At 53.2% G+C, this 14541-nt stretch carries 12 protein-coding genes and 3 pseudogenes; 9 read left to right on the top strand and 6 right to left on the bottom strand.

Annotation, left to right across the window (positions count from 1 at the left end):
* Nucleotides 1-50: 50 nt before the first annotated feature.
* Nucleotides 51-322 (top strand): annotated as a pseudogene (locus K3T82_RS50075) (DDE-type integrase/transposase/recombinase).
* A gap of 577 nt (nt 323-899) precedes the next feature.
* Complete coding sequence (locus tag K3T82_RS26240) at nt 900-1481, top strand: hypothetical protein (protein WP_220196539.1); 582 nt, start codon at nt 900-902, stop codon at nt 1479-1481.
* 106 nt (nt 1482-1587) lie between these two features.
* Here the strand turns inward: K3T82_RS26240 and K3T82_RS26245 are convergent, their stop codons facing one another.
* Nucleotides 1588-2094 (bottom strand): Lrp/AsnC family transcriptional regulator, encoded by a 507-nt coding sequence (locus K3T82_RS26245; protein ID WP_220196540.1) that lies wholly within the window; start codon nt 2092-2094, stop codon nt 1588-1590.
* Nucleotides 2095-2213: 119 nt separating this feature from the next.
* Here K3T82_RS26245 and K3T82_RS26250 point away from each other — a divergent pair, with 119 nt between their 5' ends.
* Together K3T82_RS26250 and K3T82_RS26255 are read left to right on the top strand one after the other, a co-directional pair.
* Complete coding sequence (locus tag K3T82_RS26250) at nt 2214-2876, top strand: cysteine hydrolase family protein (RefSeq protein WP_220196541.1); 663 nt, start codon at nt 2214-2216, stop codon at nt 2874-2876.
* Between the two features lie 44 nt (nt 2877-2920).
* Nucleotides 2921-3418: pseudogene (locus tag K3T82_RS26255) on the top strand (IS701 family transposase); the annotation flags it as partial.
* Between the two features lie 147 nt (nt 3419-3565).
* Here K3T82_RS26255 and K3T82_RS26260 read toward each other — a convergent pair.
* Nucleotides 3566-3709 (bottom strand): hypothetical protein, encoded by a 144-nt coding sequence (locus K3T82_RS26260; protein ID WP_220196542.1) that lies wholly within the window; start codon nt 3707-3709, stop codon nt 3566-3568.
* Between the two features lie 387 nt (nt 3710-4096).
* On the opposite strand from K3T82_RS26260, the gene K3T82_RS26265 reads away from it, so the two are divergent.
* The gene (locus K3T82_RS26265; RefSeq protein ID WP_236031580.1) at nt 4097-4645 is read left to right on the top strand and encodes a transposase; all 549 of its coding nucleotides are present in this window, start codon (nt 4097-4099) and stop codon (nt 4643-4645) included.
* Here the strand turns inward: K3T82_RS26265 and K3T82_RS26270 are convergent.
* Nucleotides 4526-5566 carry a recombinase zinc beta ribbon domain-containing protein gene (locus K3T82_RS26270; RefSeq protein ID WP_220196543.1) on the bottom strand — a complete coding sequence of 347 codons (1041 nt, stop codon included), beginning with the start codon at nt 5564-5566 and terminating at the stop codon, nt 4526-4528. The genes K3T82_RS26265 and K3T82_RS26270 overlap by 120 nt on opposite strands.
* A gap of 133 nt (nt 5567-5699) precedes the next feature.
* Between K3T82_RS26270 and K3T82_RS26275 the strand changes: the two genes are divergently transcribed.
* Nucleotides 5700-6632: a transposase gene (locus tag K3T82_RS26275; RefSeq protein WP_236031581.1), complete on the top strand. Its 933-nt coding sequence runs from the start codon at nt 5700-5702 to the stop codon at nt 6630-6632.
* Nucleotides 6633-6663: 31 nt separating this feature from the next.
* Entirely contained in the window at nt 6664-6978 is a 315-nt protein-coding gene (locus K3T82_RS47905) for a hypothetical protein (protein ID WP_236031582.1), read from the top strand.
* Nucleotides 6979-7184: 206 nt separating this feature from the next.
* On the opposite strand, the gene K3T82_RS26280 is transcribed toward K3T82_RS47905, so the two are convergent.
* Nucleotides 7185-7469, bottom strand: a complete 285-nt coding sequence (locus K3T82_RS26280) for a hypothetical protein (protein WP_220196544.1) — start codon at nt 7467-7469, stop codon at nt 7185-7187.
* Between the two features lie 825 nt (nt 7470-8294).
* Here K3T82_RS26280 and K3T82_RS26285 point away from each other — a divergent pair.
* Nucleotides 8295-9005 (top strand): annotated as a pseudogene (locus tag K3T82_RS26285) (IS6 family transposase).
* Nucleotides 9006-9169: 164 nt separating this feature from the next.
* Here K3T82_RS26285 and K3T82_RS26290 read toward each other — a convergent pair.
* Nucleotides 9170-9694 (bottom strand): response regulator, encoded by a 525-nt coding sequence (locus tag K3T82_RS26290; protein WP_220196545.1) that lies wholly within the window; start codon nt 9692-9694, stop codon nt 9170-9172.
* A 180-nt stretch (nt 9695-9874) separates the two neighbouring features.
* Complete coding sequence (locus K3T82_RS26295; RefSeq protein ID WP_220196546.1) at nt 9875-10099, bottom strand: hypothetical protein; 225 nt, start codon at nt 10097-10099, stop codon at nt 9875-9877.
* Nucleotides 10100-10756: 657 nt separating this feature from the next.
* Between K3T82_RS26295 and K3T82_RS26300 the strand changes: the two genes are divergently transcribed.
* A complete protein-coding gene (locus K3T82_RS26300) occupies nt 10757-14413 on the top strand; it encodes a WD40 domain-containing protein (protein ID WP_220196547.1) in 3657 nt (1218 codons plus the stop codon).
* The last annotated feature ends 128 nt before the right edge of the window (nt 14414-14541 follow it).

Here is a 14541-nt window from a genome sequence, read left to right on the forward strand (position 1 = left end):
AGTACCTGTGGCGAGCCGTCGATCAGCATGGCAATGTGTTGGATATCCTCGTGCAGAGTCGGCGCAACAAAAAAGCGGCCAAACGCTTCTTTCGCAAGCTGCTCAAAGGACTCCAATACGTTCCGCGAGTCATCATCACGACAAACTGGCGAGCTATGCTGCCGCCAAGAAAGACATCATGCCAGGCGTCGAGCATCGCCAGCACAAGGGCTTGAATAACCAAGCGGAGAACTCGCACCAGCCAACACGGCAACGTGAACGTACGATGCGCCGTTTCAAATCCCTGGTCACGCGCAACGCTTTCTCTCTGCTTTTGGTTTGATCTCTGATCATTTTCGTCCCAAACGACATCGTTTCCAGGCCGGGGAGTATCGTACCATCATGCAGGAACGATTCCAGATATGGAATGAGGTAATTGGAAGGGAAACAGTCGCATAAGGCCGAATCTGCCTCCTTGATACTCAGCTTCTTTTCTCTCTCTCTTGTCTCTTCCTTAAAAAGCTCTTCTCTTATTTCATCAAGTTGACAATACCTGGCATATACATTCAGGAAAGCTAATTGCAATTACTGTGATTAAATTGGCGTTTGCCTATCTTTTACTAGCTGTAAAAAAGCATTCTGAGATTTTGAGCACTTCTAACCCCTTAATGCTTTTCTAGCTCTCATTCCTTCTAATTCTCATCCATACTAGCAGACATCAAGTGTCTGGAGTTAGACTGACTGGCATATATTTGAGAAGACTTCGTATTTTAGTATAAGCAATAAGATGTTCTGCTTGTACTATTCTTGTATAAGCAGAAAAATTGACAATCCAAGACACGCCTTTTGTAGACCAACGAACATACTTATCGTAAGCACCCCCAACCAATTACACCTGAAATGAGTAAGAGTGAAGACCTGTGCTCTATATTCACTTTATACCTCTGAAAAAATTTATAATGAAAGGCAACACAGGTATGAAACGTTTTGTGCTTGTACTTGAGATCATAGGTGTTCTCTTCCTAGTAGGAGTCGTATTCTTCAATCAACAGCAGGCTACAGGAAGCACAGCAGCCGTTCGTCTCATAACTTCTTATTGGCCTTTGTCTGCGCCAATCATGGAACAGCCTTCAGACAAGGTTTCCATAACCCACCAGCCTACCACATATTGGCCAACAAATAGCCTCACCAGGGTCGGCAACACATTCTTCACTCACCAACAGGCAGTAGAAAACACAGCTGTTTCAGCGCCTACTCGGTTTATGGCGGATCTACTTTTCGCGAAGCCCTCTATTTTTTGGCCAACAAATCGTCTCTTCCAGGTAGGATATAGTTTTGCATCAGATCCCTCCAGCTACTGGCCGAATGAATATCCCCTGATCTTTTGGCCTGGAGGAGCACTCCCTAACATAAAAGTGATAGGTCCTCAACTCAACTCAGCACCATTCACCTACTGGAATGGAGGGAAATCCGTAGCGCCCAGCCTGTATTGGAAAAACTAGCACATTCCATATACATCAATACCATCCTCTCGCATATACTTAGAACCCTGTTTTCTCATAACCCTACAGTTGTAGATGAAATGGTAGCTTCTCTGGAGAAGCCTGATCAGCATTCCTGGCTCGCATGAGCAATCGGATTGTGCTCTCTTTTTGTCGCCTCTTGTTTGATCGGTTCTCCAGAGAGTGGCGTGGAGAGAACAATGGATGTGGTGACAGGTCCAGAACCCATGAGTTGATTGAGGACCTGTTCCAAATGGGTGATCGATGTGACCACCAGTTTCAACAGAAAACTCTCATTTCCTGTGACACGGTGACATTCCAACAGTTCAGGGAGTTCCGCCATGAGGGCACGCAGACCGGCCTCGGTCTGGGGAGTCGTGGTAATGCGAACAAATGCCGTCATGGGCAAGCCAACCTTTGCCGCATCGACGCGCGCTCCATAGCCAGTAATCACCCCGGCATCTTCCAGTTTGCGCACTCGTTCAGCAACAGCTGGGGTAGAAAGTCCCACCCGTCGGCCCAGTTCAGGAAAAGAAAGCCGCGCATCTTTTTGCAACTCACGCAGGATACTCCACCCCGTCTCATCCAGCGGACGATCATCTTTGAAAGTCATCGCACCATTTCCTTTCGATTTTGAAAGAAGTATAGCATATCGCTTTCAGAAATGAATGTACTTGGTACCGCTTTCCTGTTATACTCTGCACAGACAAGCAGACCTTTCAAGGAGATCCCATGACAAAAACCTTTTCGGAACAAGAAGTTCTCGCCTTCGCGCGTCATGCCTATCGAGAAGGAAACGCCGCCTTCGGGGTGGAACGAGACTACTGCGCATTACTCGTGATCGATATGCAGGAGGAGTTTGTCAAACCACACTCCACGCCCTTCTGGGTTCCAGAAGCCACTCGGCAGGTTCCTCTCATCAAGCAACTGATCGAAGCGTGCCGTGCAAAGAGCGTTCCGGTCATTTATACAGCCTTTGCCAGAACTCATCATTACCTGGATCGGCCTCTGGCCGGGCCACTCATGCCCAATCGCTACGCTGAAGAAGACGCTGCCTGGTTTCGCGATGGCGTCATCTGGCACGAATTGGCACCTTTAGAAGACGAGATCGTGCTCTACAAGCCGTCGTATGGCGCATTTTACGATACCCCCCTGGAAACGATCCTCAAGAACCTACACAGGGACACGGTGATCATTTGTGGTACTCTCACCAATTTCTGTTGTGGAACCACCGCTCGGCAGGCGTATGAACGCGGCTTCAAGGTCATCTTCGGCAGCGATATCACCGCCACCGATGATCCTGCGATGCAGGAGCCCGAATTACAGGTGCTCAGAAAAGGCTTTGCGAAAGTCCTCTTTCTTGACGAGATTCTCGAACAGATCTCCCGGCTTTGAGGCGTTCCGCCACCACGATCTCTGTCTCGAAAGGAGATGTCTCCATGCCTCTTTATGCCTCCTCTGCCTTACCTGAAGAGGTATGGGCCACCGCCTTCAACAAGCTGGGCCAGCGGATCAGACAGGCTTTTGTGCGGCCCGAATCCTCTCAGCTGGCGCTTGTCTATGTGCAGGGATGAATGGGGATGGCGGAACGAAAAAATGGATGGCAAGTAGCGGAAGCGGTGGGAGCAGCCACCCCCTATGCCATCCAGCATCTGTTGGATCGAGGAAAGTGGGACTGCGATAGAGTACGAGATGCGTTGCGTGCCTATGTCTCGGAGAGTCTTTCGACGCCTGAAGCAGTCGTGGTCATCGACGAGACGGGCTTTCTTAAAAAGGGGAGCAAATCAGTCGGCGTGCAACGACAATACAGTGGCACGGCGGGACGGATCGAGAATTGTCAAATCGGCGTGTTTCTTTCCTACGCAAGCGCACGTGGACATGCCTTATTGGACCGGGAATTGTATTTGCCGAAAAGCTGGGTAGAGGACAAGGAGCGCGGGTACGGCAAGTTTTTTTGCGCCGAGAGGCGGTAATAATGAGAAGATTCCGCTCATGGGAACTCAATAGAAGGATGGAGGAGCGAGGGCATACACCCTCGCTCCTCCATCCTTCAGTCCCCATACTTGGTTAGTATGGGGACTCGATCAGTTCGCGTGCCGGCTCGGGTCGTCGAACCCCAGCGGCATCCTGCCCTCCGACGCCTCCTGGGCGTCGTAGGTCTCCTCGACGGTTGCCGAGTCCTGGAGTTCCTGGGTCTCGATCTTCTCGTACTCAGGGCTCTCGGACATGCCTGTCTCCTTCCGACTTCATCCTGGACTTCCAGGGTGGGCACTTTGCCCAATCTCATCCACACCTCGGAGAGGATGGCTGAGAAGACTTGGTATCATCAGAAACGCAGGAAGAGAACGAGCGTTCTCAACACGAGAACTGTGTTCGCTTCGTTTTCACGAAACGCCATACAAGCCCTTTATGACACGTCTGCAACAGACTTTTTGAGGTCGGAGCCATGCCTAAAGGGGCATGTTTTGGTGCCGTTCCTTGCGTCTGATCTAGGAGGTTCACTGGGGCTGCTGATCGATGGATCGCGCGCCAAAGGTTCTCAACCAAATGCGCCGCTGAGGAACGATACACAATCCAATGCAAAGAGTATAGAAAATGAAATGCATAAATGAGGTATGTATCTGCGTGCAAAAAAACTTGCCGCACCCAAGGAGCGCTGCCGAGAAGCTCATGTGCCAGATTCGGTGACGTTTGCGACCAAGCCGGAGTTAGCGCAGCGCATGCTTGAACGAACCTTGGATGCTAGTCTTCCCATCGCCTGGGTTACAGGAGATACGGTCTATGGGAGTGCCCAGTTACTGCGGAAGGCTCTGGAGGATCGCCGACAGGCATATGCCCTGGCGGTAACCTGCAAAGAGCAGATAGAAGTGGGAAGCGTTCGCAAACGAGTAGATCAGTTTGTCCAGGCTCTTGCGAGAGGAGATTGGCAGGTATTGAGTGCAGGCGCAGGCAGCAAAGGCCCGCGCCTCTTCGTATGGACACGTATCGAGCTGGCAGCACCAGAGACCGAGGGGTGGCAGCGCTGGCTGTTAGTGCGACGCAGCTTAGAGAAGGGCGCGAAACCTGCGGAGATGGCCTATGTATTGATTTTTGCTCCCACTGGCACCTCTCTGGAGGAGATGGTCGAGGCGTTCGGCGCGCGTTGGACAGTGGAAATAGTCTAATCGCAAATGACAAAAACGAATCTGCTCATTTTTGGGAGAGAGGGGGATCACATAGCGGATCTCCACCTCTTCTCCAGTGACCACGACACGATCAACAAGTAACTCAATGAGTTGTCGTTTTTGCTCAAAGGTAGCTTGAGCCAATCCTTGCTGCACGCGTTGGCAAAAGGTTTCAATGCATTGCACCATAGCGGCTAACTCATCACGGCGTCCAACACTGGCTTCTAGCTGGCGAACCTGTTCGGCAACGGATTGGAGCCGTTGCTCCAACTCCTGGTGCCGTCGTTTGTACTCTCCTAACTGAAGTACATTGGCCAGGTAAGCGTCAGTGAGGCGCTCCATCTGATGTTCCAGGCTCACGCGGGCTTTGCGCAAATTCTCGCGTCGCGCATGCAGTTCTTGGGGAAGCCACAGTCCTCCCTGAGCCCGCTGGAAGGCGGCAACGATGTGCTCAGGATGCCGGAGAATTTCACACATATCCTGCCATACCAACTCGTCGAGTTGCTGCGCTGGAATGTAACGAGAGGGGCACTTCTCGTCGCGGCAGGAGTAGATCGGAGCTTTCTTGCCGCGACAGGCATAGTAGGCGTATCCTCCCTCATGGTTGCGGCCCATGCACGCCAGACGGCAAACGCCGCAGCTCACCAGTGCCCGCAGCAGGTACTGATGTGCCGTATTGTTGCGGCGAGCGAACTGCTGGTTGTGAGCCAATTTCTCCTGGACCAACTCAAATTGCTCCTGACTCACGATAGCTGGCACCTGCGCCACGGCGATCCACTCTTCTCGCGGAGTATGCGGATGACCACCATGGTCTCGCCCGACAGGAGCCAGAGGAGAGTGGCGTTGGTGCGAAGGAGTACGACGAGTACGACCAAGATAGACCGTTCCAGTATACGTTGGATTGGAAACAATCCCCCGCACACTCGCTTGATTTCAACGAGACCGCCCATAGGGACCTCTCTCCCTGACATATTTTAGCTAGAGAGGAAGCGAGCAGAAAAAGAGACCGTCCAAAGAGAAGAAAGCAAAAATTATTCTCGGAGGAACGGCCTCAATGGATGCATCCGCTTTATTATGGGAACGATGGAGCGCTCAAGTCAAGGAGTTGTTTCCAACGATCCATGGGCATCAAAAGAAAACGCTCGCGTTCTTTGTCATCGGCATCGTGTTATCAGGAAGCGCAGTGCTGCAACGGGTGGCTGAGAGTATCAGTTTGCAGGGCATCAATCCAGCGAAGATGAACAGTATTGAACGGAGACTCGCTCGTTTTCTCGCCAATGATTGGGTCAAGGTCATGAACATCTGGGACGTTTTTTTATCGCAGGTGCTTGAATTCTGGCATGGGAAGTCGTTGCGTTTCGTGCTTGATTGTACGCCATTGCGCCATGATGCAACCATCGTGTACCTGGGTTTGCTCGTTCACTCACGGGTCTTGCCAGTTGCCTGGGCAGTGATGCCAGCTCAAGAGAAATGGGAAGAGAAGCAATGGCACATTGTGGAACGTCTGCTGGATCGCATTATCCCGCATCTCGCCGGGGGAGACTGCACCTTGCTCGCCGATCGAGGGTTGGCAGGTTTTCCGTTGGTGAAGATCTGTCGCGATCGGAAGTTTCACTATCTCTTGCGGGTCTGCAAGGAACATACCTGTCAGCGCAAGATGGGCAAAGGGTGGAGTTCCTGGTGCCGTTTTGATGCGTTTGTGCAGAAAACGGGACAGCAATGGTATGGCTGGGCAAAAGTCTGGCAAGAGGATACGATTGAAGCCTATGTGAGTGCCTGCTGGATGCCCGATTGCGAAGAAGGCTGGATCCTGATTTCCGACCTACAAGCAGGCAAACGGCGTGTGAACGAGTATGCATTACGCATGCGTGTTGAGTCAACCTTTCAGGACAGCAAACGTCGTGGATGGAACCTGGAAGCCAGTTTGATCAAAGATGAAGCTCGCCTGGATCGCTTGCTCTTGGCACTCTTTTTGGCGATGTGGTGAGTCAGTCATCTGGCGGCTTCCTGCATGCATCATGGCAAACGCGATCGCTTTGATCGACATGATCGACGTGACAAAGGTATCTTTCGTCTCGGACGTCTCTGGCTCCTGGATATTTTGCGTCGAACGAGCAATCAAGCTGATCTGGTTCACTGCTTACCGTTTCGCAAGCTCGCTACCAGATGGCACTTTTCCATGCGCTTTTAAAATGTGTCAGGGAGAGAGACGCCTCTCCCTGATGCGGCGCGAGGATAAATTGCTCTCCCCTGCCGCGCGCCTTCTGCTCGGTGCTCTCCCCTATTTTAGAGCATGGCCTGGAGGCGATACGTGGCGTGGCATTAGAGGGTGAATAGTGTGCGGCTGAAACCCGGGCCAGGTCCGCTGGGAGAGTATGACGAACTGCATTTTGCAAGATACGGTTTCGATGGGCAAGAGTCGAGCATAATGCCTCGATGATAGCGCCTGGATAATCACATGTACGAGTCTCCTACAAGCGGAAAGGAGGGGCCGCCCTCGGGCGGCCCCTCCCTTCACATCACTGTGGGCTTGCGGTGCTCATCGGCCCAGGGTGAGCTTCACCCCACCTTTCTTCAAGGCGGAGTTCGTCTTGAGGGCGGCGAAGATGAGACCGCCGACCACGCTCTTCACCTGGAACTTGACGGTGTACTCGGTGGTGATCACCTCGTAGATATAGTCCGGAGTGTCGTCGCACGTGTAGTCCACGCCCCGGAGGATATGGTTGAGGATGGTGTCAGCGATCTCGCGCACCTCGTCGCGCACGGCGGTGACGGTGTCGAGTGCGGCGTTGATCGGATGGGCCTCGTCCTTCGGCCTCTTCATGGTGCTCTCCCTTGCTGTACAGCGTCAGGACACCCGGATGGGTCTCCTGGAGGAAGACACGAAGTGCTTGATGTGTCCAGAGCCTCAAACATCCACTCGCTTTCAGGTGAGTCGAGTAGCATTTGAAGATCTGGCAACAACGCAGACATGGAGAGTGAGCGTTGCAATCCTATATGTGATAGTTCTCTTGCTGAGGCGTAGAGCCTTTTCCTTCGTCAACCATCTCCGCGCGAAACGCAGCAGGAGGCAGTGACGAAGCCTTCTCAGGTGGAACCATTCCTTTCAGAAGGTGAGTAGATCAATACATGTAATAGTAGCATTTTCCTTGGAAAAATGCAAGTCGTGTTTTCTCAATTTCCTAAACAATGTACATGCTTCTTTACTTTCCTTGTGCTATGCGGGATGGGGCTGGTCATACGTCCGCGCTGGTATCGATCTGTACCAGGTCTTCCTGCACAAAGCCAGCGGTGAAATTAAACTCGTCGAGCGCATCCAGGGCGGTGCGTGCTGATTGCCAGATAAGGCGTATGAGAGGTGAGGAACAATTACCCGAAAATCTTTTTTACCTCGGATCTTCTATCAGCAGCAAGCTGGAGCGCGGGCGATGCCACCCATGTCTGAGGTGGATCGAGCGCTATGCACCGAGAGCGATGGGTAATGCAGTGCGCCGCATCAGCGGCAGAAAGTGAGCGTACCAAAAAGGTATTAGAACTGATGGACGGTTCTATGCACTCCTCGCTTACCCCAACCCTCGAAAGAGGGTTGTGTTGCAAGAAGTAAGCGGATCTGCTACATTTGAGAGAAAAGAGCAAAAGAGGACTCATCATGACCGAGCTGCACCCATTCAAATGGCGTCATTTTCAAGCCGACATCATTCTCTTGTGCATCAGGTGGTATTTGCGCTATTCTTTAAGCTACCGCGATCTGGAAGATAGGATGCTGGAGTGAGGTCTGCATGTGGATCATACGACGATTTACCGCTGGGTTCAGCGCTATGCTCCTGAGCTCGAACGACGTTGCCGCCCCCATTTGAAACCCACGTCTGATTCCTGGCGTGTTGACGAGACATAGATCAAGGTCAAAAAGGAATGGACGTATCTGTATCGGGCTGCTGATTCGCAGGGGAACACGCTCGATTTCTTTTTCAGTCCAACCAGAAATGCAGAAACTGCCAAGTGCTTCTTTCTGAAAACCTTCGCTGCGTCTCATGCCACAGAGCCACGGGTGATCAACGTGGACAAAAACGCGGCCTATCCCAAAGCATTCGCTGAGTGAAAAGCGGAAGGGCACATCCCTAAACACTGCGAATTACGACAGGTCAAGTATCTCAACAACCTGATTGAACAAGATCACCGCTTCATCAAACGGTTGACGAAACCTGGGATGGGCTTCTTCTCGATTGAGACAGCATGGCAAACATTACAAGGCTACGAGATGATGAATATGCTGAGGAAAGGACAAGTGCAAGGAGTGGACAAAGGCGATGTGGGAAGGCAGGTCGCACTGGTCGCCAAACGCTTTGGAGTGGCAGCCTAACTGAACGAGGAGAACCTCCTCACGTCCATCTCTCCTTCGTCGTAGTTTTTGCAACACAACCCCTGTTCCTGCCGCTCGGTGATTTTCGGGTGCTCCCCTCGCTTCCCTCTCAGTTCGTGGCAATATTCTTCCTGTCTCCCTCGCTTCCGATCGATATCTGTTCTTTACCAGACGACATAGGGAGGGGAGGATTCATGGTTCATCTCATCACGTATACTCGTCGATTTCCCAGATGAAGTGGCTGACAAGGATGACAGCATTTTCAGGATCACCTGAAGAAGATACTGGCTGACAAAAGGAATCGCCAGACAACTTTTCGATCCGGCAAGCCGCGCCTTCAAGCGATCCACGACGCCATTATGATGCATCAGCATGAGAATGAGGGTATGCGTGAACTGAGGTTTAGTCATGATATACTGTACCACTCCATACCCACTCACATCAGGGAGCACACTATTGAGCACAATGAGATCAGGAACCACAACGTCAGGTTGCCTCAACCTTTGCATGGCCTCCACGCCAGTAGAAAAACTCTGGACCACAAAGCCTTCACTCCTCAGACAAGTCTCAACCATCTCACGAATGGTGGAGGAAGCATCAATGACCATGACTCGGACCAGCCACTGAGATGACTTCCTCTCGTCAGAAGCAGAACAATGTTTTCTGCTTTCCTTCTCACGCTCACTCATTGTTCATGTTCCTCTGCTCGCTGCCATATGCAGCCATATGCTTCGCAAGGTAACGGATTGTGCCCACCTCACAATCACTCATCACATCGCAACGTTGCTCTAAGCGATCGAGGCTCCCTCCCAAGGCTCTCAGGCTGGGACACAACGCCCTCTCCTTCCCGCCATACGAAACACCCACGTTTAGGCACTTAAGCAGCACACATGGTGCGCTCGATGGCGTTGGAGAAGCAGCTCTGCATGGCGTGGGCAAATCCCATGCGAGCCATTCCCTAATTCCAGACCCTGCTCACACAGACACCAGGCACACCGTGGGCACTGCCATTCTGCGGGACTCCTCCAGGATGGTTCGTCACTCATCCGGCTTCTTTCCTGCTGCTCTTCTATCATTACTCGACTGTTTCTCATCTCCTACTCCTCTTGTAACATTGATACATGCTCCTTTCTCAACCACCCTCCTGGCTAGAAGGAACATCGCCCGGCGATCATGCGCTCAAGCGGTTTTCGTCACGCAGTCGCGGATCATTTCTTTCTTCCAAGAGAGTATAGAAGGAAGTTCTGGAGCCGTCACTTCTTTTGAGGTGACATCTCAGGTGTCACCTCACTTCACCTCACTTCATACTGACGTGGCTACCTGCGCAGAGCTGCAGCAGCGCTTGCCATCGTATGTTTGCACAGTATTGAGAGCAAAAGGGCAATGAAGCACACGAAGAGTTGGCGAAGGATCTTGCAGAAGAGTAGGAACGTGACGACCCGAAACGCTCTTTCGTCTTCTCATGCATTGCTTGACGAAAGCAGCCCTCCGCTCAGCCCCCCCTCGCTCTTCACCAGGCCATCTGCTATGATACAAAGAGCAGAAAGAGGAAGTGATTGTAGAGATTTTCCTGTCCTATCTGGTTTGTGCCTCTACAATCCTAGAGGTATGAGAACCTGTGTACAGCTCCAGAGCCCACGACAAGCCTATCAATGGTACACGAGGAAGTCACTGATCATCCGGATGGCAGACCACTTCACATGACTTCACCATGTGCTGTTCCTCTCAAGCAGGCAGAAAGGAGGGGGCCAATGGCAAAATCCTACTACCGTGAGCGAGACTATACATTTGGGCAAATGATGCTCACGCTCCGAACGGCCATTGGTTTCACCCAGGCGGGACTTGCCGCCTTCCTCGGGGTCTCCCGACGCGCGGTCGCAGAATGGGAGGCAGGCAGCAATTATCCCAAAGTCGACCACCTCAAACGATTCATTGCGCTGGGGGTTCAACAACAGGCCTTTCCCGCTGGTCAAGAAGCCGAGGAGATCCGCGCATTGTGGAAAGCGGCACATCAGAAGGTGCTGCTCGATGAACCATGGCTCGCTGTGCTCCTCGGTCACCCACCGCACTCACGCACATCTGGTGAATTGCCACCCATTGAAGCAATCAGTAGCAGGAGATCGGCCATCCCGTCAACTGCCGCTGAGTCACAAGTGGATTGGGGAGACGCCCTCTCTGTCTCGGCGTTCTATGGACGCGACCACGAGCTGGCTCTGCTAACCCAATGGGCCGTGCAGGAACGCTGTCGCGTCATCAACGTGCTCGGGATGGGAGGCATTGGCAAGTCGGCCCTGGCAGTCAGCACGATGCACCGATTGGCCCCCCACTTCGACGTGGTCATCTTTCGCTCCTTACGGGACGCGCCTTCATGCGAGGCACTGCTCGAGGATGTCCTGCAGGTGCTCGCTCCTCAGTCCCTTGAGGCAATTCCTGCCACGCTCGGTCAACGCATCAGCCTCCTGCTGCAGCAACTCCGCACCGTTCGCACCCTCCTCGTGCTTGATAACCTGGAAGCGCTTCTGGAAGAAGGGGAACCCCAGGGACGGTTCCGCGCTAGTTATGAAGGCTATGGGCACATGCTGCGCCGGGTCGCGGAAACAGCCCACCAGGGCTGCCTGCTGCTCACCTCACGAGAAAAACCGGCGGAGGTACGACCGCTGGAGGGCAAGCGTTCCACTGTGCGCTCATTGCGTCTCTGCGGACTCGATCGTGCCGCGTGCGAGCAGCTCTTCGCGGAGCAAGGGCTCGCTGGCACAGAGGAAGAGCAAGCACAGCTTGCAGCATTGTATGCTGGCAACCCGCTCGCCTTGAAGATCGTCGCCGAAACAATTGTTGAGCTGTTCGAGGGAAACATCGGCCCATTTCTCGAGCAGGGGGTGGTCATCTTTGGCACCATCGATGACCTGCTTGACGAGCAATTCGCCCGACTTTCTGCCTTGGAACAGACCGTGCTGCGCTGGTTGGCCATTGTCCGAGAACCGGTGACGCTTGATGAGCTTCTGGCAATGTTCGTCATTCCCCCGCCACGCACCCGCCTGCTGGAAGCTATGGATGGCCTGCGCCGTCGATCGTTGATCGAGTGTGGGCATCGCCAGGGTAGTTTCACACTGCAATCGGTGGTCCTGGAATACATGACGGCAACACTGATCACTGAAGGCACCAGCGAACTGCGGCGGCACCAGATGGATCTCCTTCGCCATCACGGCTTTGAGCAAGCAGATGCCAAAGAATACGTGCGGCAGACTCAGGAGCGTCTTCTGGTCATCCCACTGCTCACGAGCCTCCAGCGCGCCTTCCTCAATCCAGAAGAGGTGGAGGAGGCGCTCTGCTCACTGCTCGACCAATTTCGCAACCAACCTGATGCCGTTCAGGGCTATGGACCAGCGAACCTGATCGCGCTGCTGCGCCTGGTGCGTGGGCACCTGCGCGGACTTGATCTTTCGTGGCTCGTGATCCGAGGTGCCTCCTTGCAAGGGGTTGAGATGCAAGATACATCCCTGAGAGAATCAAAACTCCAGGAGACGGTGTTCACCGAAGCACTGGCCGCAACGGGAGTGGTCGCTGTGAGCCGCACGGGCGAATACTGGGCAGCTGGTAGCTGGCGGGGAGAAGTACGAGTCTGGTGTGAGGAAGGTCACCGCTTACATCTCGTCTGGCAAGCCCATACCGACACGACATTCATCCTTGTTTTCAGTCCAGATGAACGGACGCTGGCGACTGGAAGCTGGGATGGCACCGTCAAGCTCTGGGATTTGCAAAGCGGTATTTTGCTCTGGACCCAGTGGCATGCTGGCCCCATCTTCAGCGCTGTGTTTTCCCCGGATGGACAAACCCTCGCCAGCGGCGGAGACGATGCAGTCATTCAGTTCTGGGATGTCTCCTCTGGTCGGAAGGTCCAGATGGTACCCCATCCAGGACCTGTCTTCGCTCTCGCATGGAGCCCCAATGGCCAATTGGTAGCCAGTAGTACCTTCGATGGAAGCATTCGGCTGTGGCAAATGCAAAGAAGCCAGCCACCTCCCTGCAACAGCGTTCTCAGGGGTCATACCAATTGGGTATTCTCCTTGAGCTTTGCCCCTGATAGCATCCACCTCGCAAGCAGCAGCTGGGACAGGACGGTCAAGGTGTGGGATGTCGTCAATGTCCGGCTGTGCTCGACATTGACAGGACACACCCAGCAAGTAGATGCAGTGGCTTGGAGCCCGGATGGCCATACCGTGGCGAGCGCAGGACGCGACATGGCTATCTGGCTGTGGGATATCACACAAAACCAGTATCGAGCAGTATTGCATGGACATACTGGAGCAGTGCATAAAATAGCCTTTACCCCTGACAGCCGTATCTTACTCAGTAGCAGCGACGATAGCACGATCCGGGTATGGGATACAACGAATGGATCGTGCCTCCGTATCATCAAGGGCTACGGAGTTTCGGTCTACGACCTAGCCTGGAGTCCGGATGGTCAGTGGTTGGCAAGTGCAGGTTCAGATCTGCTGGTCACGCTTTGGGAGAGAGCAGGAAAGTCTCCTCCCAGAGAATTGAAGGGCCACAGTTTCGCCGTACGTGGCGTTGCCTGGAGTCCGGATGGGCGGCTCGCCAGCAGCGGATGGGATAACGCAATCCGAATATGGGAACCAACCAAGGAGGAATGTCTCCAGGTTTTGCACGATCCAGACCACAACGACACCTTGTTCTACGGGGTAGCCTGGAACCCAAAGGGGAATTTGTTAGCTTGTGGAACCTATCTGTATGGTGTGCAGGTGTGGGATATGACAACCTCGACACGCCGTTGGATGAAGCGCCAGCACCAAACCTGGATTCATCATGTCGAGTGGAGCCCTGATGGTATGAGGCTCGCCAGTTGCGGAGATGATGGGAGCATTTGCCTATGGCAGGCAACTGATGGGAAACTCCTTGAGAAACTCCAGGGACACCGAGGAGGGACCATGAGTGTGAGGTGGAGCCCAGATGGCAAACACGTAGCGAGTGGAGGAGGGCAAGAGATATGGGTGTGGGATGTGACCAGTGGAAAAGGGCGCCAGATGATGCGAGGAGAACCAGGAAGGGTGTTAACCGTCGCCTGGAGTCCAGGGGGGGAAGTAATCGTGAGTGGAAATAGTGAAGGGAAGATACAATGGTGGGAAGTGCAGAATGGGGTGTGTCTGGCCATGCGGAAGGGACATTGTGGAGCTGTGCAGGCACTGCGAGTGAGTCCAGATGGACGCTGGCTGGCCAGCAGTGGTGATGACGGTGCGATCCGCATATGGAATCTGGAGACAAGGGAAATGGTACGGACATTGCGGCGGGATCGCCCCTATGAGCGGCTCAATATCACAGGAATCCGCGGGATAACGGAGGCACAGAAGACAGCGTTGCTGTCATTGGGGGCAATTGAGATCCACTCATAGTAGAGGCGGTAGTGTTGCAAAAAATTTAGAGCCGAGAAAATGGAGTGAGTAATTACAGCATAAGAAACATTGCTGCAGAGAAAAGGCGAATGTTCTACATCTTTTCCTCGTGGATGATGCTTATAGAC

The organism is Ktedonospora formicarum, from assembly GCF_016587355.1.
GTDB lineage: Bacteria > Chloroflexota > Ktedonobacteria > Ktedonobacterales > Ktedonobacteraceae > Ktedonobacter > Ktedonobacter formicarum.

Coding starts and splice junctions, on each gene's coding strand:
- K3T82_RS26300 (WP_220196547.1), top strand. CDS start 10,757: ATGGCAAAATCCTACTACCGTGAGCGAGACTATACATTTGGGCAAATG.
- K3T82_RS47905 (WP_236031582.1), top strand. CDS start 6,664: ATGGCAAACGCGATCGCTTTGATCGACATGATCGACGTGACAAAGGTA.
- K3T82_RS26250 (WP_220196541.1), top strand. CDS start 2,214: ATGACAAAAACCTTTTCGGAACAAGAAGTTCTCGCCTTCGCGCGTCAT.
- K3T82_RS26265 (WP_236031580.1), top strand. CDS start 4,097: ATGTATCTGCGTGCAAAAAAACTTGCCGCACCCAAGGAGCGCTGCCGA.
- K3T82_RS26290 (WP_220196545.1), bottom strand. CDS start 9,694: ATGAGTGAGCGTGAGAAGGAAAGCAGAAAACATTGTTCTGCTTCTGAC.
- K3T82_RS26280 (WP_220196544.1), bottom strand. CDS start 7,469: ATGAAGAGGCCGAAGGACGAGGCCCATCCGATCAACGCCGCACTCGAC.
- K3T82_RS26275 (WP_236031581.1), top strand. CDS start 5,700: ATGGATGCATCCGCTTTATTATGGGAACGATGGAGCGCTCAAGTCAAG.
- K3T82_RS26260 (WP_220196542.1), bottom strand. CDS start 3,709: ATGTCCGAGAGCCCTGAGTACGAGAAGATCGAGACCCAGGAACTCCAG.
- K3T82_RS26245 (WP_220196540.1), bottom strand. CDS start 2,094: ATGACTTTCAAAGATGATCGTCCGCTGGATGAGACGGGGTGGAGTATC.
- K3T82_RS26295 (WP_220196546.1), bottom strand. CDS start 10,099: ATGAGAAACAGTCGAGTAATGATAGAAGAGCAGCAGGAAAGAAGCCGG.